The sequence below is a fragment of the Prevotella illustrans genome, from assembly GCF_017426725.1.
Classification (GTDB): domain Bacteria; phylum Bacteroidota; class Bacteroidia; order Bacteroidales; family Bacteroidaceae; genus Prevotella; species Prevotella illustrans.
The window spans coordinates 19173-41514 of the sequence record NZ_JAERMS010000026.1 but is presented as its reverse complement, the minus strand read 5'-3'; the positions used below and the strand labels follow the sequence as shown (position 1 = coordinate 41514).

16 protein-coding genes are annotated in these 22342 nt (G+C 50.5%); 12 read left to right on the top strand and 4 right to left on the bottom strand.

Translation table 11 applies throughout. The features are described from left to right. The first annotated feature begins 374 nt into the window (after nucleotides 1-374). From JHU38_RS08465 to JHU38_RS08410, 12 genes are all read left to right on the top strand, one after another. Nucleotides 375-1250, top strand: coding sequence for a phosphate acyltransferase (locus JHU38_RS08465; RefSeq protein WP_232369897.1), 876 nt, complete (start codon nucleotides 375-377; stop codon nucleotides 1248-1250). Between the two features lie 153 nt (nucleotides 1251-1403). After that, a complete protein-coding gene (gene buk, locus JHU38_RS08460; RefSeq protein WP_107581892.1) occupies nucleotides 1404-2465 on the top strand; it encodes a butyrate kinase in 1062 nt (353 codons plus the stop codon). A 296-nt stretch (nucleotides 2466-2761) separates the two neighbouring features. Continuing rightward, a complete protein-coding gene (pckA, locus tag JHU38_RS08455; RefSeq protein ID WP_107581891.1) occupies nucleotides 2762-4375 on the top strand; it encodes a phosphoenolpyruvate carboxykinase (ATP) in 1614 nt (537 codons plus the stop codon). 919 nt (nucleotides 4376-5294) lie between these two features. Further along, nucleotides 5295-6713: a DUF6242 domain-containing protein gene (locus JHU38_RS08450; protein WP_107581889.1), complete on the top strand. Its 1419-nt coding sequence runs from the start codon at nucleotides 5295-5297 to the stop codon at nucleotides 6711-6713. 24 nt (nucleotides 6714-6737) lie between these two features. After that, the gene (gene porG, locus JHU38_RS08445; RefSeq protein WP_369917167.1) at nucleotides 6738-7406 is read left to right on the top strand and encodes a type IX secretion system protein PorG; all 669 of its coding nucleotides are present in this window, start codon (nucleotides 6738-6740) and stop codon (nucleotides 7404-7406) included. 27 nt (nucleotides 7407-7433) lie between these two features. Continuing rightward, nucleotides 7434-8204 (top strand): isoprenyl transferase, encoded by a 771-nt coding sequence (locus tag JHU38_RS08440; RefSeq protein ID WP_107581887.1) that lies wholly within the window; start codon nucleotides 7434-7436, stop codon nucleotides 8202-8204. Between the two features lie 55 nt (nucleotides 8205-8259). Next, complete coding sequence (locus tag JHU38_RS08435; RefSeq protein WP_107581886.1) at nucleotides 8260-10878, top strand: BamA/OMP85 family outer membrane protein; 2619 nt, start codon at nucleotides 8260-8262, stop codon at nucleotides 10876-10878. 84 nt (nucleotides 10879-10962) lie between these two features. Further along, nucleotides 10963-11475, top strand: a complete 513-nt coding sequence (locus JHU38_RS08430; RefSeq protein ID WP_107581885.1) for an OmpH family outer membrane protein — start codon at nucleotides 10963-10965, stop codon at nucleotides 11473-11475. 51 nt (nucleotides 11476-11526) lie between these two features. Then, nucleotides 11527-12021 (top strand): OmpH family outer membrane protein, encoded by a 495-nt coding sequence (locus JHU38_RS08425; protein WP_107582379.1) that lies wholly within the window; start codon nucleotides 11527-11529, stop codon nucleotides 12019-12021. A gap of 104 nt (nucleotides 12022-12125) precedes the next feature. Further along, nucleotides 12126-12680: an OmpH family outer membrane protein gene (locus JHU38_RS08420; protein ID WP_107581884.1), complete on the top strand. Its 555-nt coding sequence runs from the start codon at nucleotides 12126-12128 to the stop codon at nucleotides 12678-12680. Nucleotides 12681-12721: 41 nt separating this feature from the next. Then, on the top strand, nucleotides 12722-13558 hold the full coding sequence (gene murI / locus JHU38_RS08415; RefSeq protein ID WP_107581883.1) for a glutamate racemase: 837 nt from the start codon (nucleotides 12722-12724) through the stop codon (nucleotides 13556-13558). Nucleotides 13559-14545: 987 nt separating this feature from the next. Continuing rightward, nucleotides 14546-17371 (top strand): M16 family metallopeptidase, encoded by a 2826-nt coding sequence (locus JHU38_RS08410; RefSeq protein ID WP_107581882.1) that lies wholly within the window; start codon nucleotides 14546-14548, stop codon nucleotides 17369-17371. A gap of 121 nt (nucleotides 17372-17492) precedes the next feature. Here the strand turns inward: JHU38_RS08410 and JHU38_RS08405 are convergent, their stop codons facing one another. The 4 genes from JHU38_RS08405 to JHU38_RS08390 are packed head-to-tail and all read right to left on the bottom strand — an operon-like array spanning nucleotide 17493 to nucleotide 22337. Then, entirely contained in the window at nucleotides 17493-18704 is a 1212-nt protein-coding gene (locus JHU38_RS08405) for a thioredoxin family protein (RefSeq protein ID WP_107581881.1), read from the bottom strand. 2 nt (nucleotides 18705-18706) lie between these two features. After that, complete coding sequence (locus tag JHU38_RS08400) at nucleotides 18707-20203, bottom strand: PKD-like family lipoprotein (protein ID WP_107581880.1); 1497 nt, start codon at nucleotides 20201-20203, stop codon at nucleotides 18707-18709. A gap of 24 nt (nucleotides 20204-20227) precedes the next feature. Further along, complete coding sequence (locus tag JHU38_RS08395) at nucleotides 20228-20923, bottom strand: DUF4843 domain-containing protein (RefSeq protein WP_158267300.1); 696 nt, start codon at nucleotides 20921-20923, stop codon at nucleotides 20228-20230. Continuing rightward, the gene (locus tag JHU38_RS08390) at nucleotides 20913-22337 is read right to left on the bottom strand and encodes a RagB/SusD family nutrient uptake outer membrane protein (RefSeq protein WP_107581878.1); all 1425 of its coding nucleotides are present in this window, start codon (nucleotides 22335-22337) and stop codon (nucleotides 20913-20915) included. Before JHU38_RS08390 ends, JHU38_RS08395 begins: the two co-directional genes overlap by 11 nt. Between the last annotated feature and the right edge of the window lie 5 nt (nucleotides 22338-22342).

Genomic DNA, 22342 nt, shown 5'->3' with positions numbered 1-22342 from the left:
TAATCATCGCTTGTAATGTTTGTAATTATTTGATTTTCAACTATAAAGTTACGAAGAATAAGCGAGATTACCAACTTTTACACCTCTTTTCTTAACCCGAACTGGCGTATTACAATCTACTTCGGACAACAACCTGCCCCGACCCTCCCAAAGGGGGAGTACTAACTGTCGGTACAAGTCGTAATACTAATTAATTCAAGATAGCGCTCTCTCCCTTTGGGAGGGTTGGGACAGGTTGTTGGAAGGGTCGGAGGTTGGTTTAAAAACTCCTTTTATTTAAAATATGTCATTTACTTTGAAAAGACAGTTATATTATCTATCTTTGTAAAGTGATTGGATAGTGCCGACACGCTTCGACTCACCAATGACAAACAATGATGAGAAAACAGCCTATGAAAGCCATGCAGAACTTTGAAGACATGACGGCCGACCTGTCAGAAAGCGGCGTCAGGAAGCGGGTGGCTATGGTCTGCGCCACCGACGAACACACCCGATGGGCCGTGGAACGCGCCCGGGAAGCAGGATTTGCCGAACCCATTTACATAGACAACGTAGATAAAAACGCGGCGGCGCAAGAGGCCGTGAGACTGGTAAGGGAGGGCGAGGCCGACCTGCTGATGAAAGGACTCATCAACAGCGACACGCTGCTGCACGCCGTTCTCGACCGCGAGAAAGGGATGCTGCCCAAAGGCAACGTGCTAACACACATCGGCGTTGCCGAGATACCTGCCTACCATAAGCTCATCGCCTACTCCGACGCCGCCGTCATCCCTTATCCCACGCAAGAACAGCGCGTGGCGCAGGTGCGCTACATGGTCGATCTATGTCATCGGCTCGGCATTGCCGAACCCAAAATATCACTCATCCACTGCTCGGAGAAAACCAACGAGAAGTATTTTCCGTTCACCATGGGCTATCAGGACATCATCCGTATGGGACGGGAAGGGGCTTTCGGGCCATGCGTCATCGACGGTCCACTCGACCTAAAGACGTCGTGCGACAAGGAGAGCATGGACCTTAAAGGCATCGTGTCGTCTATCGCGGGCGACGCCGACGGCCTTATCTTCCCCGATATTGAGGCCGGTAATATCTTCCACAAGGTCATCACGCTGTTCTGCGGTGCCGAAGTGGGCTGCATGCTGCAAGGAACGACAGCGCCCATCGTCATGACCTCGCGAGGCGACAGCAAGGAATCGAAGTTCGTCAGCCTGGCGTTGGGAGTGAGGAATTGCCTCTCACGGCCCCTCTAAAGAAAAAGAGAGCCTAACGAGAGACAAGACCGAATAATCAAGGGAATAGAGAATAGAGTTTAAACTATAAAACCATAGATATTAACCACAAAGCCATTCATCCCCTGACCGGCAGGCACTCCCTCCTTATGGGAGGACGGGGGTAGATAACCTATGCGAATCCTTGTCATCAATCCGGGCTCTACATCGACCAAGATGGCGGTGTATGAAGACGCCAGTCCGCTGGTGCTGCGATCCATTACGCACTCCACCGAAGAGCTGGCACAGTTTGAAACCATCATCAGCCAGTACGGTTTTCGTAAGCAATTAGTGCTCGACGAACTCGAACGCATGCACGTCGACTTCAACTTCGACGCCGTGATAGGCCGTGGCGGACTGGCCAAGCCCGTGGCCGGCGGCGTGTATGAAATCAACCGGCGCATGCTCGACGACGTTCGCAACGCCATTCACCAGCACGCCTGCGACCTGGGCTGCATCATCGCCTACGAGATAGCGCGAGAGATACCGGGCTGCCGCAGCTTCATCGCCGACCCGGGCGTGGTGGACGAGCTGTCACCGCTGGCCCGCATCAGCGGTTCGCCCATCATGCCCCGCATCTGCATCTGGCACGCCCTGAACCAACGAGCCATCGCCCGACGCTTCGCCCAACAGATAGGCAAGCGCAATGAAGACCTCAACCTCATCATCTGCCACTTAGGCGGCGGCATTTCTATCGCGGCCCACGAGCACGGTCGAGCCATCGACGCCAACAACGCGCTCGACGGCGAAGGCCCCTTCTCGCCCGAACGGGCCGGCTCGCTGCCCGCGGCCGACCTCATCCGCCTCTGTTTCAGCGGCCAATATACCGAGGCGCAACTGCTGAAGAAAGTGGCCGGTGAGGCCGGACTCATCGCCCACTTAGGCACCAACAACGTCAAAGAAATAGAAAAGCGCATCCAGCAAGGCGACCAACAAGCCGAGCTGATTCTCAACGCCATGATCTACCACACGGCTAAAAGCATTGCCGCCGAAGCCGCCGTGCTCTGCGGAAAGATCGACGCCATCCTGCTGACAGGCGGCATGGCCCGCAGCGAATATGTCATCAGCCGGCTGCGCCGACGCATCGACTTCCTGGCTCCCACCTACTGCTATCCCGGCGAAGACGAGATGCAGGCCCTGGCCATGAACGCTCTGGGCGTGCTGCAGGGACAGCAGAAAGCGCAAATGTATCAGTAGCCACACCCAAATTCAGGTCAAATCTCACACAAGAAGCGAAAAAGAAGTCCCCAAACAACAGAAATAACCAAATGCAAACTCCAAATGGCAAAAAGAGGAAACCACCAAAGATTTTAACTTCTTTAACCTAAATAGTTTGTAGAATACGATTATTTTTCAGAATGAAAGTTGCTTGTTGTTTGGTTTTTACGTAACTTTGCGGGCAGTAAAACCAAATTGAGACGATGCCCTCGTTGCATTGCCTTCAGGATAAATTCTACAGAATTCGATTTCCACAACTTAAATACATTTATAAAATGGCAAAGTTTGACAAGTCCGTACTCGAAAAGTACGGCATCACAGGTACAACAGAAGTACTCTACAATCCTTCTTACGAAGTATTGTTCAACGAAGAGACCAAAGAAGGTCTCGAAGGTTTTGAAGTAGGCCAGGAAACAGAACTTGGCGCTATCAACGTAATGACCGGTATCTACACCGGCCGCTCTCCTAAAGACAAGTTCATCGTTGACGATGAAAACTCTCACGATACTGTATGGTGGACTTCCGAAGAATACAAGAACGACAACCACCCTGCAACCAAGGAAGCATGGACAGCCGTAAAGGAAATTGCCAAGAAGGAACTCTCCGGCAAGCGTTTGTTCGTTGTTGACGGTTTCTGCGGCACACACAAGGACACCCGCATGAAGGTTCGCTTCATCATGGAAGTAGCCTGGCAGGCTCACTTTGTGACCAACATGTTCATCCGTCCTCAGAGCGAGGCCGACTTCGAGCAAGAACCCGACTTCATCGTTTACAACGCCTCTAAGGCTAAGGTTGAAAACTGGAAAGAACTGGGTCTGCACTCAGAAACAGCCGTTGTCTTCAACGTAACTTCTAAGGAGCAGGTAATCATCAACACATGGTATGGTGGTGAAATGAAGAAAGGTATGTTCTCTATGATGAACTACTTCCTGCCATTGAAGGGCATTGCCTCTATGCACTGCTCTGCCAACACCGACATGAACGGCGAGAACACCGCTATCTTCTTCGGTTTGTCCGGTACCGGTAAGACCACGCTGTCTACCGATCCCAAGCGCAAGCTCATCGGTGACGACGAGCACGGATGGGACGACGAGGGCGTATTCAACTACGAAGGTGGCTGCTATGCCAAGGTTATCAACCTCGACGCGGAGGCTGAACCCGACATCTACGGCGCCATCACACGTGACGCTCTGCTCGAGAACGTAACGGTAGACAAGAATGGCAAGATCGATTTCGCCGACAAGAGCGTAACCGAGAACACCCGTGTATCTTACCCCATCTACCATATCAAGAACATCCAGCGCCCCGCTTCTGAAGGTCCGGCCGCAAAGCAGGTTATCTTCCTATCGGCCGACGCGTTCGGTGTACTGCCTCCGGTATCTATCCTGAACGCAGAGCAGACCAAATACTACTTCCTCTCCGGCTTCACAGCTAAGTTGGCCGGTACAGAGCGTGGTATCACAGAGCCTACTCCAACCTTCTCGGCTTGCTTCGGTCAGGCTTTCTTAGAGCTTCATCCAACTAAATACGCCGAAGAGCTCGTGAAGAAGATGGAAAAGAGCGGTGCCAAGGCATACTTGGTTAACACCGGTTGGAACGGTACAGGCAAGCGTATTTCTATCCGCGACACCCGTGGTATCATCGACGCTATCCTCAACCATTCTATTGACGCAGCTCCGACAAAACAGATTCCTTTCTTCAACTTCACTGTTCCTACACAGCTCGAAGGTGTCGCTACTGACATCCTCGACCCACGCGACACATACGCTGACGCAGCTCAGTGGGAAGAAAAAGCCAAGGATCTTGCCGGCCGCTTCATCAAGAACTTCAAGAAGTATGAAGGCAACGAAGCCGGTAAGGCTCTCGTAGCTGCCGGTCCTCAGCTCTAATCACTTATCGAACGGATTGCCCGTCGCCCTGTGCGGCAGGCATAACGATACATCAATCCCGCTTTCCATCATGGAGAGCGGGATTTTTATTTTACCTCTTTCCGGCCACGTATTGTCCGATCGTTCCTTAAAGAAGAATATACGCCAAGCGTAAGGGCGTGATTCATCACGTTCCGCATTGTCAAACAAGCATGAATGATGATTACCTATCAAAAACAACCTGATACTCTGACGAAGATCCCACTAAATACAGGAACGGAACGTGATAAATCATGTCCCTACAGCTCACGCCCTACCATTCACAAACACGGAAGTCATACTTTGGAGATGTCAATCAGTCGCCATGTGCCGACATAGAATATACAGAAGCTATTCTTTGTTTTACCATATGAAATAACACAACTTCTTAATCGAAACTAAAAAACAAACGAACCATTTTACAATGAAAAGATTTAAAAGGATTTAAAAACTTATTTAAAAACAAAAAATTAGAAAGAAAAGTTTGGCGTGTTCGCACACAAGTTGTATATTTGCAATGTGTTCGTGAGAATACTTTATTGTTTTTTCATTAGGTTAGTAGTTTTGATAAACATTTAAGGTAAAGATTATGTTATTAGATTTTGACACATTAGACATGCTGGTAACGTTATAGAGCTAACGCGGAAGAGTCGTAAAACATTCTCCACTCCAGCATACATGTAGATTAAGAAGAAGACCGGCACGAGTGATCGCACCGGTCTTATTTTTTTAACTCTCCAAAACGCCTTAAACAAACCTATTTCAGGCCATTTTGCTTAAAACTAAAACAAACTTAAAAATACAGTTATATTCCTTATTTTACATAATAATAAGTAGAAAAATTCAGCTATTTGGGTTTTTCTAATTAAATTTGCAACCAAAAACTGATAAAATAAGAGGAATGAAGAGGAATATTTTATCCTTCACATTATTGCTGACAACCGTCTTTTTGCTCGCCTCATGCTTAGGCAATACAGAGGAAGACAGGGCAACATATTACGATTCGGCCATCACGGCATTCAAGATTGGAACGCTGAACAAATATGTTACGACGACCGACTCCACCGGTAAAGCCAAGGTTACCAAGACAACGGTAGACGGTTCTAAATACGCATTCAACATCGATCAGATCAATCATGTGATCTATAATCCCGATTCACTGCCCGCAGGTCTTGACATCAAGCGGGTTATCGCCACTTGTACCGCAAAGAATGGTGGCGTTATCGGGATAAAAAGCATGAAGAGTGACAGTATTTCTCCCTTTTCTTCCAGAGATTCTCTGGATTTCTCGGAACCAAGAACGTTCACCGTATATAATTATAACGGCTCTGTCAGCACGTCCTACACGGTAAAAGTGAATATGCACAAACAGACGGCCGACCAATTTGACTGGACTACAACGGCCGAGCGGAATGAGCAAATAGCCGCACTGACCGACATGAAGCTGGTCGCTTTCCAAGGCAAGATGATTCTGGCAGGGAAACAAGGCGGAGAAGGAAAGCTCTATATCACAACCGAGCAAAGCATGACCGACTGGAAAGAACTGACGACCAATATTACACTGGCTCCAACGGCATCAGCCAATCTCGTGGCTACAGCCGACAAACTCTATCTGCTCAATAACGACAAACTCTACGCTTCGGCCGATGGAGCGGATTGGCAAGAAGTGGCAACACCGACCATCGCCAAACTGATAGGGGCTTCGACCACGAAATTATACGGACTTACCGCAGCCAACGCTATCCGCTGCTCAGCCGACGGCAACAACTGGAAGGATGAAACCATGGATGGCAATGTCGCTTTCATGCCCACACAGAATATTACAATGGTAAGTCAGCCGACGAAAGTGAACGAAGACATGAATTACCTTGTACTCGTAGGCAACCGCGCCGAAAGCTTCGCGACAGACAGCACGGCCTGCGTTTGGGGCAAAGTGGAAGACAATAGCGCCACCGCCTCGGCAGAACCCTGGAGCTATTATCCCATCTGGAAAGATAATTATTACAAGGCTCCCCGACTCGCCAACCTGCAAATAGCCGGTTATGGCAATAGTATCATCGCTTTCGGCGGTGACGGACTGGGCACCAACAAAGCCAAGGCTTTCAGCGCTTTCTATGTAAGCAATGATAAAGGAATCACCTGGAAGAAAGATAAAGGCATGAATCTGCCCGAAACTTTCGCCTGCGACAAGACACAATTTGCCATGACAGTCGACAGCCGGAACTTCATCTGGATCGTTTGCGGCGGAAATGGAAAAGTGTGGAAAGGACGCCATGCCTACAAAGGATGGGCTTCCGAACCAAAGAAATTTGAAAAATAAGAAATACGAATGACGTCAAGGACCATGCTGACAATACTGTTCATGGTCGCTGCCCTGCAGAGTCACGCGCAGCTTGATGATGAATATCGCTGGGAGGCAGGAGCCGGATTAGGGTTTACTGGATATCTCGGCGATTTCAACGGTAATATCAGTAAAAACCAACAGCCGTCTGCCACGCTCCTCCTGCGCAGGGTTTTCAACCCTTCGATGACTCTGAAACTTGCCGGAACGCTCGGCAAGCTAAAAGGAAACGCTAAAGACGTCAAAACCGTTTACCCCGAACTAAGCGAAAAGCGTTACGCGTTCAGCAAGAGCCTGATTGATTTGGGCGTCGCCTATGAATACAATCTGTGGCCCTATGGCACCGGACACGATTACAGAGGAGCCAAACCATTCACTCCCTATGTGATGGCCGGACTGGGAACTACCTATGTCAGTGGCAACGGACAACATACTTTCACTGCGAATATTCCATTGGGAGCAGGACTTAAATACAAACTGAACGAGCGATTGAACATAGGTTTGGAATGGGCTATGCACTTCAGTTTGAGCGATCAGCTCGACGGCGTGAAAGACCCATACGGCATTGAGAGCAAGGGAGCGTTTAAGAATACCGACAGCTATACAACCCTGCAGCTGACCCTCACCTACAGCTTTGCGCCCAAATGTACCAACTGCAATAAAGATTTCTAAATACAAAGATTCAGCGTTTCATAAGATATGACAGAACCCGACTACAAATTGGATATCGACCACGTGCCACAGCACATCGCCATCATTATGGATGGCAACGGGCGTTGGGCTACAGAGCGTCATCAGCCACGCTCGTATGGACACCAAGCCGGTGTAGATACCGTGCGTCGCATCACTTCGGAATGTGTACGTCTGGGCGTAAAATATCTCACGTTATATACTTTTTCCACAGAAAACTGGAATCGCCCGGCCGACGAAATCAGCGCGTTGATGGGCTTGGTGCTGACCGCGCTCGAAGACGAAATATTTATGAAGAACAATGTTCGCTTCCGTGTGATTGGCGACATTGACCGCCTGCCTGACGACGTGAGACGGAAACTGCGCGAAACGGAAGAGCATACGGCAGCCAATTCGGCCATGACCATGGTGGTGGCGCTCAGCTACAGTGCCCGATGGGAGATAACCCGGGCTGTTAAAGACATCATCGCTGAGCACGAGACGCGATTCGACCGTTCGTCCCACCATCCGCTTACGTCTGCCGATATCACCGAAGAGCTCATCGACCGCCATATGCAGACACACTTCATGCCCGATCCCGACCTGCTGATTCGTACGGGTGGCGAGCTGCGTGTGAGCAACTATCTGCTGTGGCAGATAGCCTATTCAGAGCTCTACTTCTGCGAAACCTATTGGCCCGACTTCAGCGAGGACGATCTGCATAAGGCCATCCTGAGTTACCAACGTCGCCAACGCCGCTTTGGAAAAACCGAGGCACAGGTAGAAGAAGAAAGAAAATAAGCGGTTGAAGCAACTGACCGACCGCCATCAAGCATAGAAAATACTTATAAAGAATATGTATATATATAATAAGGTGTTATTTACCCTTGCCGTCATGCTGACGTTTGCCATGGGAACAAAAGCACAGGATAAGATTGTTCATCCCGACATTTCATACGCCGGGACTCCACGCTCGTGCGTCATTGCAGGCCTGAATGTAGATGGTATTGAAGGTTATGAAGACACACAGCTGGCCGGTATCTCCGGACTGACGATAGGCAGAGAAATCACAGTGCCCGGCACGGAAATCACCGACGCGGTAAGACGTTACTGGAAATACGGTCTTTTCTCTGAAGTTTCAATCGGCGCCGACTCTATCATCGGCCGAAAAATCTATCTACATATTCATCTGAAAGGGCGACCGCGCGTTTCCACCATCAATTACAATGGTCTGAAGAAGACCGAACGCGAAGACATGGAGAAGAAACTGGGGCTTCTCATGGGATCACAGATTACACCTAACATGATAGACCGCGCCAAGATTCTGGCCAAGAAATACTTCGACGACAAGGGATTCAAGAATGCCGAGATTGAGATTGTCCAGCGTGATGACATCGCGAATAAGAATCGTGTCATCTTAGATGTCAATGTCGACAAGAAGGAAAAGATGAAAGTGCGCAACATTTTCATCGAAGGCAATAACTCATTGAAGACCGGCAAGATCAAGGGAGGCCTATTATCGAAAGGCGCTTTCTCAAAGATTCATGAGGCCGGAAAGCTCAGTTCTTTCCTCAAAGCCAAGAAATATACGCCCGAACGCTGGGAAACAGACAAGAAAAACCTGATTGATAAGTACAACGAATTAGGTTATCGCGACGCCACCATTCTGAAAGACAGCGTATGGAATAACGATCCGAAACACGTCAACGTGTACATCAAGGTGGACGAAGGTCGCAAATATTTCATCCGAAACATGATCTGGGTGGGCAACACCGTATATACCACCGACTATCTGGCGGCCATTCTGGGCATGAAGAAAGGCGACGTCTACAACCAGAAACTCATGAAAAAGCGGCTGCAGGAAGATGAAGACGCGGCCGGAAACCTCTACTACAACAACGGTTACGTATTCTCCAACATTACACCAACAGAGGTAAATATCGACGGCGACTCCATCGACTTGGAGATGCGCGTGGTCGAAGGACCGCAGGCCCACTTGTCGCATGTACGCATCAACGGTAACGACCGCCTCTACGAAAACGTGGTTCGCCGCGAGCTACGCACCAAACCGGGCGACCTGTTCTCGAAAGAAGCCCTCACCCGTTCTTTGCGCGAGCTCGCTACGATGGGCCATTTCGATCCCGAGAAGATCAGCCCCGACGTAAAGCCCGACTACGAAAACGGAACCGTCGACGTCAATTACAACCTCACGCAGAAAAGCAACGACCAGATCGAGTTCTCATTAGGATGGGGACAGACGGGTGTGATCGGCCGTATCGGACTGAAGCTCAACAACTTCTCCATGGCCAACCTCTTCAATAAAAACAAGGAACACCGCGGCATTATGCCCATCGGCGACGGCGAAGTACTGAGTATTGGCGCACAAACCAACGGCAGTTACTACCAAAGCTACAACGTAAGCTACTCCACCAATTGGTTCGGTGGCAAGCGTCCTATCCAGTTCAGCGTAGGCGCTTACTTCAGTAAGCAGACCGACATCTCGAGCACTTATTATAACAGCTCGGCCATGCAGAACTATTACAACAACTATTATTATGGCTCAGGCTCGTACGGTTACAACAACTACGAGAACTATTACGACCCCGACACCTACATCAGGCTCTACGGTCTAAATCTCGGATGGGGCAAGCGCCTACGCTGGCCGGACGACTACTTCACGCTTTCGCTGCAGCTGGCTTACCAGCGCTACATGCTGAAAAACTGGAGATACTTCCTCATGAACAACGGAACGGCCAACAACATCAACCTCAGTATCTCGCTGAGCCGTACCTCTACCGACAACCAACTCTTCCCGCGTCGTGGTTCTGAATTCACGGCCAGCCTCACCCTCACGCCACCATGGAGCGCGTGGGACCACAAGGACTATAAGAACCTGGCCAACAATTCCAGCTCACCTACCTACTCCCGTGAGCAACAGGAGAAGTATCGCTGGATTGAATACAACAAATGGAAGTTTAAGTCAAAGACCTATACAGCGCTTACCAATGGGCAGAAATGCTTTGTGCTCATGACGCGCATAGAACTGGGATTACTCGGCAGTTACAACAAATATAAGAAGAGCCCCTTCGAAACCTACTACATGGGTGGCGACGGTATGACAGGCTACTCCTCGGGCTATGCTGAAGAGACCGTTGCGTTGCGTGGTTATGAAAACGGCTCGCTGGCCTATAACGCCTACGCTTACGACCGCTTCTCGCTCGAACTGCGCTATCCGTTCATGCTGGGCAACACCACCATCTACGGACTCACGTTCCTCGAAGCCGGTAACGCCTGGTACAACACCAAGGACTTCAACCCCTTCGACATGAAACGTTCGGCCGGTGTCGGTGTCAGAATCTTCCTGCCGATGGTAGGACTCATGGGTATCGACTGGGCCTACGGCTTCGACAAGGACAATGTCAATGGACGAAAGGGCGGAAGCCAGTTCCACTTTATTCTAGGTCAGGAGTTCTAACTGCTAAAAAAGATAAACACAGTTAACTTCCTGCCTATCAATCCAGTCTTATTAATTGTATCAAAAAAAGAAAGGAATTTAAAGATGAAAAAGATACTCCTCATGAGCTTCATGCTCATTGCCACGCTTACGGCGTCGGCACAGAAGTTCGCGCTGATGGATATGGAATATATCATGAAGAATATTCCGGCATGGCAACGCGCCAACGAACAGATAGAACAGGCCAGCAAGAAATGGCAGGCCGAGGTGGAAGTGCTCAACAACGAGGCCTCCACAATGTATAAGAACTATCAGAACGAAGCCGTCTTCCTCTCCAACGACCAGAAGAAAGCCAAGCAAGAGGCCATCATGAACAAGGAAAAGGAAGCGGCCGAACTACGCAAGAAATACTTCGGCCCGGAGGGAGAATTGTTCAAGAAGCGCGAAAGCCTCATCAGCCCCATTCAGGAAGACATCTATCAGGCGGTAAAAGAGATTTCCGAACTGCGTGGCTACAGTCTCGTGCTCGATCGCTCCAGCGCTACCGCCATCATCTTCGGCAGTCCCAAGATCGACATCAGCAACGAAGTACTCGAGAAGTTGGGGTATTCACGGTAACAATACCTAACAATGGACAACAATTCAAATCATAATAAAAAACTTAGAACAATGAAAAAACTATTTTTAATGTTGATGCTTTGTGCGCCAATGGTTATGTCCGCGCAGAAGTTTGGTAAGGTAAATACACAGGCAGTGATGCAGGCCATGCCCGAAGTAGCGAAAGCCAATGGCGACTTGCAGGCACTCCAGAAGCAATACGAGAATGACCTGAAGTCGATGCAGGACGAGCTCACCCGCAAATCGCAGGAATATGACAAGACAAAGGCTACCATGAATGCTACCAAGCAGCAGGAAACTGAAACGGAACTTCAGACCATGTATCAGAAGATTCAGCAGACCTATCAGGACAACCAGCAGACTTTGTCGAAGAAATCAAACGAATTGATGGAGCCCATCATCACCAAAATCCGCAACGCCATCCAGGCTGTCGGTAAGGCCGGTGCCTACACCTCCATCTTCGAAGACGGCAGCATCCTCTATCTCGGCGACACCGTAAAAGACCTGACAGCCGACGTGAAGACGCAGCTCACCAAGATGAAGTAAATCAACCCTTGATCGTTTCCTGCATGATGGAAGCGAACCACTATATGCAGGAATCGGCACTTGTCCGATTCCTGCGCTTTTGAAATAACCCAACGCCTATCAAAATGAAAAAGCTTTTCTTAATCCTGTCCGTTGCCCTCTTCGCTTTGAACGGAACTGCACAAAATTCAGAGACTGCCACACCTTATCCGCCGGCAGCCAGCGTGAATGCTCCCACCCTGAAGTTTGGATATTTCAGCTACGACGAAGCCATGAAATCTTCTTCCGATTATGCCTTGGCGCAACGCAGTCTCAAGGACCTGCGGGCCAAATACGACGCCGAAATGAAACGGGTAGAGGATGAATTCAACAAGAAATACGAAGACTTTCTCGACGGACAGCGTTCTTTCGCGCCCTCCATTCTGAAGAAACGCCAGTCCGAACTGCAAGAGCTTATCGAAAAGAACATGGCCTTTAAGAAAGAAGCGCAGGACCTCTTGAAGCAAGCTGAGAAAGAAGCGCTCGCTCCCATCAAAAGGAAAGTGAAACTTGCCGCAGCCAAAATTGGCCAGCGCCGGGGCTATGCCTTCATTCTCAATCTCGACGGCGACGCCCTGCCCTACGTCGACAGCACCATGGGCGAAGACATCACCGAAGCTGTCAAGGCCGAACTGCAGTAACTGCCGTTCGCCCATCACGTTCTTTTAATCCCATTCCTATCATGGCGCTTTCCAGCAATCCCGGCCCCATCGGCGTCTTCGACTCGGGCTATGGCGGCCTGACCATCCTCCACGGCATTCGCCAACGACTCCCCCAATACGACTACATGTATCTGGGCGACAACGCCCGTGCCCCCTACGGCGCCCGATCATTCGACGTCGTATATCAATTCACGCGCCAAGCCGTGCTGAAACTCTTCGGCATGGGCTGCCAGCTGGTCATCCTGGGCTGCAACACCGCCTCGGCCAAAGCCCTGCGAACCATCCAGCAGCACGACCTGCCCACGTGGGATTCCACCCGCCGCGTGCTGGGCGTCATCCGACCGACGGCCGAAGTTATCGGGTCGCTCACCCACAGTCGCCACGTAGGCCTGCTGGCTACCGAGGGCACCGTGCGCAGCCACAGCTACGATATCGAAATCAATAAACTCTTTCCCGATATCCGTGTCAGCGGCGTAGCCTGCCCCTTCTGGGTTCCCCTCGTAGAGAACAACGAAGCCGACAGTCCCGGCGCCGACTATTTCGTCAAGAAGCGCGTCGACCAGCTCATGAGCAAGGACCCCGCCATCGACACCATCATCCTGGGCTGCACCCACTATCCCATCCTCCTTCCGAAGATTCTGAAGTATGTCAAACCCGGCGTGCGCGTCATTCCGCAAGCCGAATACGTGGCCAACAGCCTGGCCCAATACCTCGACCACCACACGGACCTGCGCCAAAAGCTCACTCGCGGCGGCACCTGCCAATACTTCACCACCGAGAATCCCGACAAATTCAAGGAGAGCGCCCAGACATTCCTCAAGGAGCAGGTCAGCGTGCGCCATCTGGATTTAGAATAAGCACCTACTCCGACCGACGATCTACCCCGGCCCCATTCCTTTATTTCCCATCCTGGCTCTGTGATTTTGTTAGAAAAAATCGCATTATTTTAATACTTCCGCAACACGTCATCCGGCTGCCGGCATGCCGAAAAATCCCTTCGATTTGCTGATTTTTATACCCTTTTATGCTCAAAGCTATCCTTTTATCGGCTCAAAGCATAGCGATTATCCCGCTAAACCATAGCTTTTAGCCGATGAAAGGGCCGCTATTATGGCCTAAAAGCATAGCGATTAAGGGCGAAAAAGTGAAGAGGGAATCCCTTAAAAAGCACAATCTGTTGATAACCAGCGCTTTATAAACTCGCTCTACAATCGCTTATTTGCGCCCAAGTCTTTTCTTTTTCAAAATAACGCCACTTTTTGGAGGGTGGATGTAAAGATTATTCAGGGTAAAGACAGAAGAAAACCTACCCCGGCCCTCCCAATGACCTACCCCGACCCTCCCAAAGGGAGGGAGAACTAACTGAAGAGTGTGAAATGCGAAAAGGTAAGCCATCTACATTTCACACTTCGCACTCTATTTTTACATTTCACGCTTCACACTTCCTATTTCACGCTTCCCATTTCCCACTTAGTTTTATGTCTTTCTTGGCCGCTTGCGGCCCTTATGTCTTTGTCCCCCACAGCAGAAAAATATGTTCTTATGTCTTTATGTCCTAAAACAGCATAAAAAAAATATGTCTTTATGTCTTTATGTCCTTAAAAACAACATAAGAAAAATATGTCCTTATGTCTTTATGTCAAAAAAACTGCATGAAACCTCTTTTATTAGCTTTGTCACTTGTAAACCTGCTCTACTAATTTTCTACGCCGGTTCGGAATAAGTTTTTCTAAAACAAGCATTAAACACTGCTAATTTTAGAAAAACTTATTCCGAACCGATGTAATTTATGTATCTTTGCGTCTTATAATAGATTATCTATAAATTTAATAACAACATTTAAAATGAAACTCAGAAACTTATTCGTGGTAGCGCTGTTCTTCTGCGCCGGCATGGCACAGGCACAGCAGGAAGCAACGATTCCGGTGGATCCGGACGTGAGAATCGGTAAGCTCAGCAACGGACTGACCTATTACATCCGCCACAACAACTGGCCCGAACACCGCGCCAACTTCTACATCGCGCAGAAGGTTGGTTCCATCCAAGAGGAAGAGAATCAGCGCGGACTGGCCCACTTCTTAGAGCACATGGCCTTCAACGGCTCCGACAACTTCAAGGGCAACAGCCTTATCGAGTGGTGCCGCTCGAAGGGTATCGAGTTCGGCGCCGACCTCAACGCCTATACCAGCATTGACCAGACGGTTTACAATATCGACAACGTGCCCACGCAGACACAATCCACACTCGACTCTTGCCTGCTCATCCTGCGCGACTGGTCGACCGGACTGACCCTCGACCCCGCGGAAATCGACAAGGAGCGCGGCGTGATCCACTCGGAGTGGCGCGACCGCACCAGCGCTTCCAACCGCATGTTCGAGCGCAATCTGCCCGCCCTCTACCCCGGCAGCAAGTACGGACTGCGCTTCCCCATCGGACTGATGAGCGTCGTAGATAACTTCAAGCCGAAGGAACTGCGCGACTATTATGAGAAATGGTATCACCCCGACCATCAGGGTATCATCGTCGTAGGCGACGTGGATGTGGACCACATGGAGGCCCAGATCAAGAAACTCTTCGGCGACATCAAGAATCCGGCCAACGAAGCGCCGCTCGTCGACGAGCAAGTGCCCGATAACGCCGAGCCCATCGTCATCATCGATAAGGACAAGGAGTTTCAGCAGTCAGACATCGACCTGATGATCAAGCACGACGCGTTTCCCGATTCGCTCAAGAACAACATCAACTACTTGGTGTACAACTTCGTGCGCGGGGCTGCCATCAGCATGCTCAACAACCGCTACATAGAAGTCGCGCAGAAGCCGGGCTGTCCCTTCATCAGCGCTTCGGTCGGCGACGGCGACTACATCTTCGCCAAGACCAAGGGAGCCTTCACGGTCAGCACCTCGCCCAAGGACATCAGCCTATGCGCCGACGCCCTCAAGGCAGCCTACATTGAAGTGCTGCGCGCCGTCAAATTCGGCTTCACACCCACCGAATACGACCGCTATAAGGCCAACTTCGAAAGCTCGTTCGAGAAGCTCTACAGCAACAAGGATAAGCGCACCAACACCTCGTTCTTCAATGCCTACAAGAGTCATTTCCTCAACAACGATCCCATTCCGTCGATCGATTATCAGTATCAGATGATGAAGCAGCTGCTGAAGAAGATTCCGCTGGAGGCTGTCAACCAGGTTCTGCCCGAGTTCGTGCACGACAACGACAGCAACATGGTTATCATCAACTTCAACACCGAGAAGGAGGGCAACGTCTATCCCACCAAGGAACAGCTGACGGGAGCCATCACCGCGGCCCGCAAGACCGACATCACCGCCTACACGGACAACGTGAAGAGTGAGCCGCTCATCAAGAAACTGCCCAAGGCCGGCACCATCAAGAAGGAGACGAAGAACACCAAGCTCGGCTACACCAAGCTGACCCTGAGCAACGGTGTGAGCGTTATCTTGAAAAAGACCGACTTCAAGAAAGACCAAGTGACGCTCTCGGGTCAGGGCGGTAAAGGCAGCAGTGCCTACGGACTGGCCGATTACGTGAATACCAAAGTGTTTGGCGACGTGGTTGAATGCAGCGGCTTGGGCGCTTTCTCATCTACCGAACTGCCCAAGGCACTGGCCGGCAAGATCGCTTCGGCTACGCTCTCCATGGGTGAACGCATGATGCAGGTGAACGGCAGCTCCACGCCGAAGGACGTAGAGACCATGCTCCAGCTCATCTATCTCTACTTCACCGATATCCGCAAGGACGAAAGCTCCTACAACACGCTCATGCAACAGATGGAAGTGGCGCTGAAAAACCGTGACCTCTCTTGGGAAACAGCCTTCAGCGACTCCGTCAGCAACGCTCTCTACGACCACAGCCCCTACGCCCGTCCCATCTTGCTGGCCGACCTGAAGCAGGTCAACTACGACCGCGTCCTGCAAATGGCCAAGGAACGCACGGCCAATGCCGCCGGCTGGGAGTTTGAGATACTGGGCAATTTCGACGAAGCCACCATCCGTCCGCTCATCTGCCGTTACTTGGGCGCGCTGCCCGCAAAGGGTAAGGCCGAGAAGGGCGTGCGCCGACTGAACCTGACCGACAAGAACATAGATAACACTTTCTACCGCAAGATGGAGACTCCGAAGGCCAACGCCTACATTTTCTGGCTGAGCCACAAGATTCCTTACACGCTGGAGAAAGGCATTCAGATGGACATGGCCGGACAAGTATTGTCGATGGTCTACCTCAACAAGATTCGCGAAGAGGCCGGCGCGGCTTATTCCTGTGGCGCGCAGGGCGCACTGGCTGTCAGCACCGACGGCGTGAACGTGGCCCAGATGGTAGGCTACTGTCCGATGAAACCCGAGAAGAAAGACCTCGCGCTGAGTATCATGAACTCGGCTGTGAAGGAACTGGCCGAAAGCTGCGACGCCGAAATGCTTAACAAGGTGAAAACGCTCATGCTCAAGCAAGCCGACGACCGTGCGAAGACCAATGGCTACTGGGGCAACATCATCTACAACTACGAGCATACCGGACACGATAACCACACCGACTACAAGCGATTGGTAGAGGCACAGACTCCCGCCAAGGTGTCGGCCATGGTCAAGGAACTCCTCTCCGTGGCCAATAAGGTTTCGGTTGTCATCCTGCCCGAAGGTCTCGGCAAGTAACCGCCTGCCGACAATACCATCATAAACTTCAAAAGCATTGCTTCCTCCATTTGAGCGAAGCAATGCTTTTGAAGTTTATACGACAACGGTAAAAAACAATCAATAGAAGAAAGAGAGCCGACTACTTACCCAGCCTGACTCTCTTCAGGTTTAACATCTTGTAAACGGCCGACGACAAGACCGGCTCCTGATAGAAAGGCAGGCTTGCCAACGACTCATAAGCGGCCTTATAGTCGCCGCAACGGGCTTGTGCCGCAGCCAGATACATCAATGAGCACTGACACGGATATAGCCTGAAGGCTTTCTCGCCCAACGCCGCCATGTCGGCCAGTTCCGTTTTCGACGGCTTATAGGCTGCCGTGAAGAAGTCACCGATGATATAAGTGTAAAACATCTCCATATAAATATAAGGTAAACGACCCTCGTTTGCCCGGCCGATGGCAAGAGATTGCTTCAAGGCAGAGCCGTAGCGGTGGCCAAAGATGTCCTTTTCCATGGCTCTGAGGTCGGCAAAGAGTTGCTTGTCGGGGAAGTTAAACCGGTCGATACATGCCAGAATCTCGGCCTGTCGTCGTTCGTCCCGACGGTCAGCCATAGGCACCCGTACCAGATTCATATAGAGTTTTTTCCAATATTCGTAACCGAAGAGGCGTGTATACTCGTCATGATTACCTACGAAAGCACGCCATACGGCATCGTCGGTCACACTTCGGGGAAACAGAATCACCATTTCACCCACCTCTTTCGATTTCTGTTCGTCGGGCCGCAGCCCTTCCAAAAAGCGATTCATGTAGATTCGGACGGAATCGACGTGCGTCTTCGGCATGACATCCAGCACGAATTCCCTGACGAAACGAGGCGAACGCTCACCGGCAGTCCAACGTTGTCGCAGCACTCGATAGCGTGCGCCGATCGTATTCCGAAGCGCTTTCTCCGATCGTTTCAGGAACTCTTCGGCCGGCAAGAAGCCACTTTCCACATCCAGAAGATTCCCCTCGGCGTCCAACCAATAGAACGTGGGATAAGCGCTCGGCGTGTACTCCGCGAACAGGCCGAAGTCTTTCTGCCGTTCGGCATCGACATGCGCCGAAACGAACTTGCCGTTCATATAGCTCCCTACGTCTGCCTTACTGAATACGTCACGGTCCATCTTTTTACAAGGACCGCACCAAGAGGTATATACATCTACGAAGATGGCTTTCTTCTCTGCCCGTGCCTGTCGTTTCAGTTCGGGCCAACTTACGTCACGAAAAGCCACTCCCTGGGCCTGTAAGCTTAATACTTGCCCAAGGAGAAGCAGCCCAAGAGCGCTGATACGCAGTGTCATCATCATGCTTAATATTTGCGTTCGAAATCCACTATCCGGTCAGCCAAGCCGTCGTGACGCCCGACAAGGCGCAGTCGCAATCCGCCATCGGTACCCACTTCCAACGCGGCAAAGCCGGCCGGAAGCGTCGCCCGGGCTTTATCGCGATAAGCCACGAGGAGCGTGTTGCTCTTGTAGTCGAATTCCATGTGGTTGATGTCTACGCTCTCACCCAGATCATAGACCCGCATGCCGGTCTTGTTTTCCGCATTATAGAGATAGATGGCGCCCCCACCGGCATAGAACATATAGCCCGGGAAGCGGGCGGAGCACGCAAAAGCGGCTGCGTCAGCGATCTTCTCGACCGTCAGAACATCATCGCCAAGATCGGAGAAGTAGGTCTCTGGATTGGCGCCTTCCACCCAAAAGCCGATTCCGCACTTCAGCAGATGACGCCTGCCTCCCGCTTCCTCAAAGACGCCCATGAACTGGTTGGCTCCTGTTTCACTGCGTACGGAGATGTTGGCGTAAAGGCATTTCATGCCAACCTTGTCGGGATTGAAAAATCCTCCGGGCATGTAGGTCAGCCCTGACGTCTTGGTAGCTGTAGTAAGGAAGGCCGTGGTAATAGAGCCGATGGTATAGAAACACATGTTTTCATTATCATAAACCACGGCACGAGACGGCAATTCTTCGTCATCATTGAAGTTCGCGTTATCAGCAACGCGATACGTCTTGCCCGCCACGAGCATATTCGGCTTCACCGTCGGCGAACCCATATTGACAGCCCGATCGTAGAGTTTACCATCATTTACTAAGTAATGGCGCATGCCGGATTTGTAATAAGCTTCGGGCATGACCTTTTCGGGAGGACTCATGAAGAAGTCGCCATAGGTACGGCTCTGCCTCATCGTGGTGGCGTCGAGGAAACAACCTCCACGATCGTCCTGGCAAAGCACCATCACCTCGTTGAGAACTTCCCTTTCGAACTTGTTGAAATACACACGCTTGGGCTTCGTACCGATGGTCTCACCACCGTTCACCTTGCCATAAACATCCGTAATAATCTCATCCTGACCGTCGGGCATGAAGTCGAGAATGGCCTTGCCGTCCTTGTCACAAAGTATCATCAGGCCCTTCGTAAACGCGTTGACTACGTTCACCTTGAACTCCTTCTCGTAATAAACACCCGTCAGGTTGTCCACCACCTTGAACTTCAGCGTGTGCAGTCCCGGCGCGAGAGCCACTTGAATGTCCAGGTTTTTCTCATGTGAGAGCGTGTCGGCCCGAAACAACGTGTTGTTGTCGTAGGCTATCCAGAAATAACTGAATTGCGCGTCGCTGTTTTGCGAGGTTGCCAGCGTAGGGTGAATGCTCAGCGGCTTATCGATATGCACATCGTCGTATTCGTCTTGAATGCCACTGATCGTAACCTCATTCAGCGGCGTAGGATTGTCGTTGGTATCATCATGCACACACGACGTCAACCCCAGGACCGTTATAACCAATAAAAATAACTTTTTCATTCTGTCTGTTCCTTTCTTTTTTCGTTAAAGCGGAGACCAGTCGGCCGTAATCCATTGTTTGGTTTCCTCGTCCCAGACCGGCGTCTTGAGCAAGTAGTTATATACCAACCGCCCATACGACATATACGTCTGAATCATCGAACCCTTCAGCTTCGGCTCGAAATCGAAGCCCTGAATCTGAATGCAGAGGCGATGTTTGGCTTTTGAGTAAGCGCCGTAATAGATGGAAAGAATCCTCCAATAGCTCGGTTTGACGAGTTGGTTGGTAATCACGACACGGGCCGTCAGCCTATCGCTATAGCCGAGGTCAAAGTCGGCGTTGGGTGTCAGTTGCAATACGAGCGACACGTCGCCGTTATCCAACTCCTTGTTATAGACCTTGACCGGTATCTCTGCCGTCACTTTACCCGCCGGCACCTTAACCTCGGTTTCGGGCAAACGATAATGTACGCCGTCCTTGGCAGTCGAAGCGGGGGCGGTCCGAAAAGCCACAACCCGATCCTTGTCGACCGCCTCGCCGATAATCTTCAGAGGAACGTTTATGGTAGCAGTGTCCTTGATGACGGCGGCAAAGGAATAAGGAATACTGTCGCTCTCGGTGACGCTGCTGAAATAAACACAGGGCTTATTCTCATAGCGCATTCGCTCGTTTTCCGTGCAACCCGTCATCAGCGCCGCACAGAGTCCAAGGACCATCATATAGATATGTTTATTTTTCATAGGAATCATTTTTAAAGTAGGTATTCGTAACAGGCAATGGCAATACATAAACCTTTTCGGGCGCGGTCACAGCCATTTGGTTAATCGGCGTTACGCTATTTCTCAGTCGCTTGTAAGCGTAGAACAACTGTCCCTCGCCGATAAACTCCTTGGCATACTCCGCAAGAATCTTATCATGCAGGTTTTCCTCGGTGATTTCTTCATCGGGCAAACCTCGACGATACTGCAACATGTTGAAGAATTTGGCACCCTCGGTAATATTGGCAGCTGTTTCGGCGGCAATGAGATACATTTCCGACACTTTCAACAGAGGAACGCGTTTCGACGAGTTATACTTCGACAGGATATGATAGGAGCCTGTCGCCTCTATCCACCACAAGCGGCGATAGTCCATATCGAGCGTTGCGGGAAACACTTTCTCCATTTGCTTCCGCGTAGTGGCCAGATAGCTGCTGCTGGTATTGGCCGCATAAAAATAACGCTTCACCACGTTGTCATACAGTTCCTTGCTTTCGAGCGCAAAGATATTTTCCTGTACGAAGCCATTCTTGTCTGTGCCGCCCACGTCGGCACTCGTAATCAGCGGAAACAGATGGCTGTCGATCACTTCCTTGGCCAGCCGAAAAGCCTGCTCGCGGTCGTCTCCCAGGTTGCGATAGAGGCAAACGCGTGCCAGAAGCGCCGTCACGGCATAATAGTTCATGCGATATTCGCGACCTTTCCACACTCCTGTGAGACCCTTCAGATTGTACCGGGCATGATCAGGGCCGTAAGGATCCACGTCTTTCAGCAACTCCCGAGCCGCTTTCAAGTCTTCGACAATGCGACTAAGTACAGCTTCTACTGTCAGTTGCGCAAAAGTTGTATTCGTAAACTTATCGACATACGGAATAGCGGCTTTCTGCAAACCGCCATTCATAGATGGTGCAAAGGCAAAAAGACGCAACAAATCGAAATGAAGAAACGCACGCAGGCCCTGTGCCTCGCCTTTAATGAGTTCATACTCATGGACGGGGAAGACACTCTTCTTTCCATCAATCTGTTCCAACAAACTATTCGTATTAGCCACCACATTATAAAGTTTTTTCCAGATGGCATCCTTACGGTCTTCCTCCTTTTGGTTAGTATAATTGTAGTTGTTAGCATATTCAAATACATTGAGCGAAGCACTTGCCGTCGAATAGTATTGTCCCAACACATCCATATAGGTCATGGTAAGCTGTGCGCCATACAGACTTTCGCTTTTCATTGCGCCATAGCATCCCATCAGCGCATCTCGGAATCCTTGCTCGTTGCTCAATAGGTCTTCGGATTTGAGTTCCGACTTGGCCGAAATATCAAACCAGTTTTCACAAGCGGTGAGACTGCATATCAAAATCAGTCCCATACCTATTATAAAAATCTTCTTTTTCATATTCG

Excerpts from the sequence above, each read along its gene's own strand:
- JHU38_RS08400 (WP_107581880.1), bottom strand. The coding sequence starts at position 20,203 with ATGAAAAAGTTATTTTTATTGGTTATAACGGTCCTGGGGTTGACGTCG.
- JHU38_RS08410 (WP_107581882.1), top strand. The coding sequence starts at position 14,546 with ATGAAACTCAGAAACTTATTCGTGGTAGCGCTGTTCTTCTGCGCCGGC.
- JHU38_RS08405 (WP_107581881.1), bottom strand. The coding sequence starts at position 18,704 with ATGATGATGACACTGCGTATCAGCGCTCTTGGGCTGCTTCTCCTTGGG.
- pckA (WP_107581891.1), top strand. The coding sequence starts at position 2,762 with ATGGCAAAGTTTGACAAGTCCGTACTCGAAAAGTACGGCATCACAGGT.
- buk (WP_107581892.1), top strand. The coding sequence starts at position 1,404 with ATGCGAATCCTTGTCATCAATCCGGGCTCTACATCGACCAAGATGGCG.
- JHU38_RS08395 (WP_158267300.1), bottom strand. The coding sequence starts at position 20,923 with ATGAAAAATAAACATATCTATATGATGGTCCTTGGACTCTGTGCGGCG.
- JHU38_RS08450 (WP_107581889.1), top strand. The coding sequence starts at position 5,295 with ATGAAGAGGAATATTTTATCCTTCACATTATTGCTGACAACCGTCTTT.
- JHU38_RS08420 (WP_107581884.1), top strand. The coding sequence starts at position 12,126 with ATGAAAAAGCTTTTCTTAATCCTGTCCGTTGCCCTCTTCGCTTTGAAC.
- porG (WP_369917167.1), top strand. The coding sequence starts at position 6,738 with ATGCTGACAATACTGTTCATGGTCGCTGCCCTGCAGAGTCACGCGCAG.
- JHU38_RS08465 (WP_232369897.1), top strand. The coding sequence starts at position 375 with ATGATGAGAAAACAGCCTATGAAAGCCATGCAGAACTTTGAAGACATG.
- JHU38_RS08390 (WP_107581878.1), bottom strand. The coding sequence starts at position 22,337 with ATGAAAAAGAAGATTTTTATAATAGGTATGGGACTGATTTTGATATGC.
- murI (WP_107581883.1), top strand. The coding sequence starts at position 12,722 with ATGGCGCTTTCCAGCAATCCCGGCCCCATCGGCGTCTTCGACTCGGGC.
- JHU38_RS08425 (WP_107582379.1), top strand. The coding sequence starts at position 11,527 with ATGAAAAAACTATTTTTAATGTTGATGCTTTGTGCGCCAATGGTTATG.
- JHU38_RS08435 (WP_107581886.1), top strand. The coding sequence starts at position 8,260 with ATGTATATATATAATAAGGTGTTATTTACCCTTGCCGTCATGCTGACG.
- JHU38_RS08440 (WP_107581887.1), top strand. The coding sequence starts at position 7,434 with ATGACAGAACCCGACTACAAATTGGATATCGACCACGTGCCACAGCAC.
- JHU38_RS08430 (WP_107581885.1), top strand. The coding sequence starts at position 10,963 with ATGAAAAAGATACTCCTCATGAGCTTCATGCTCATTGCCACGCTTACG.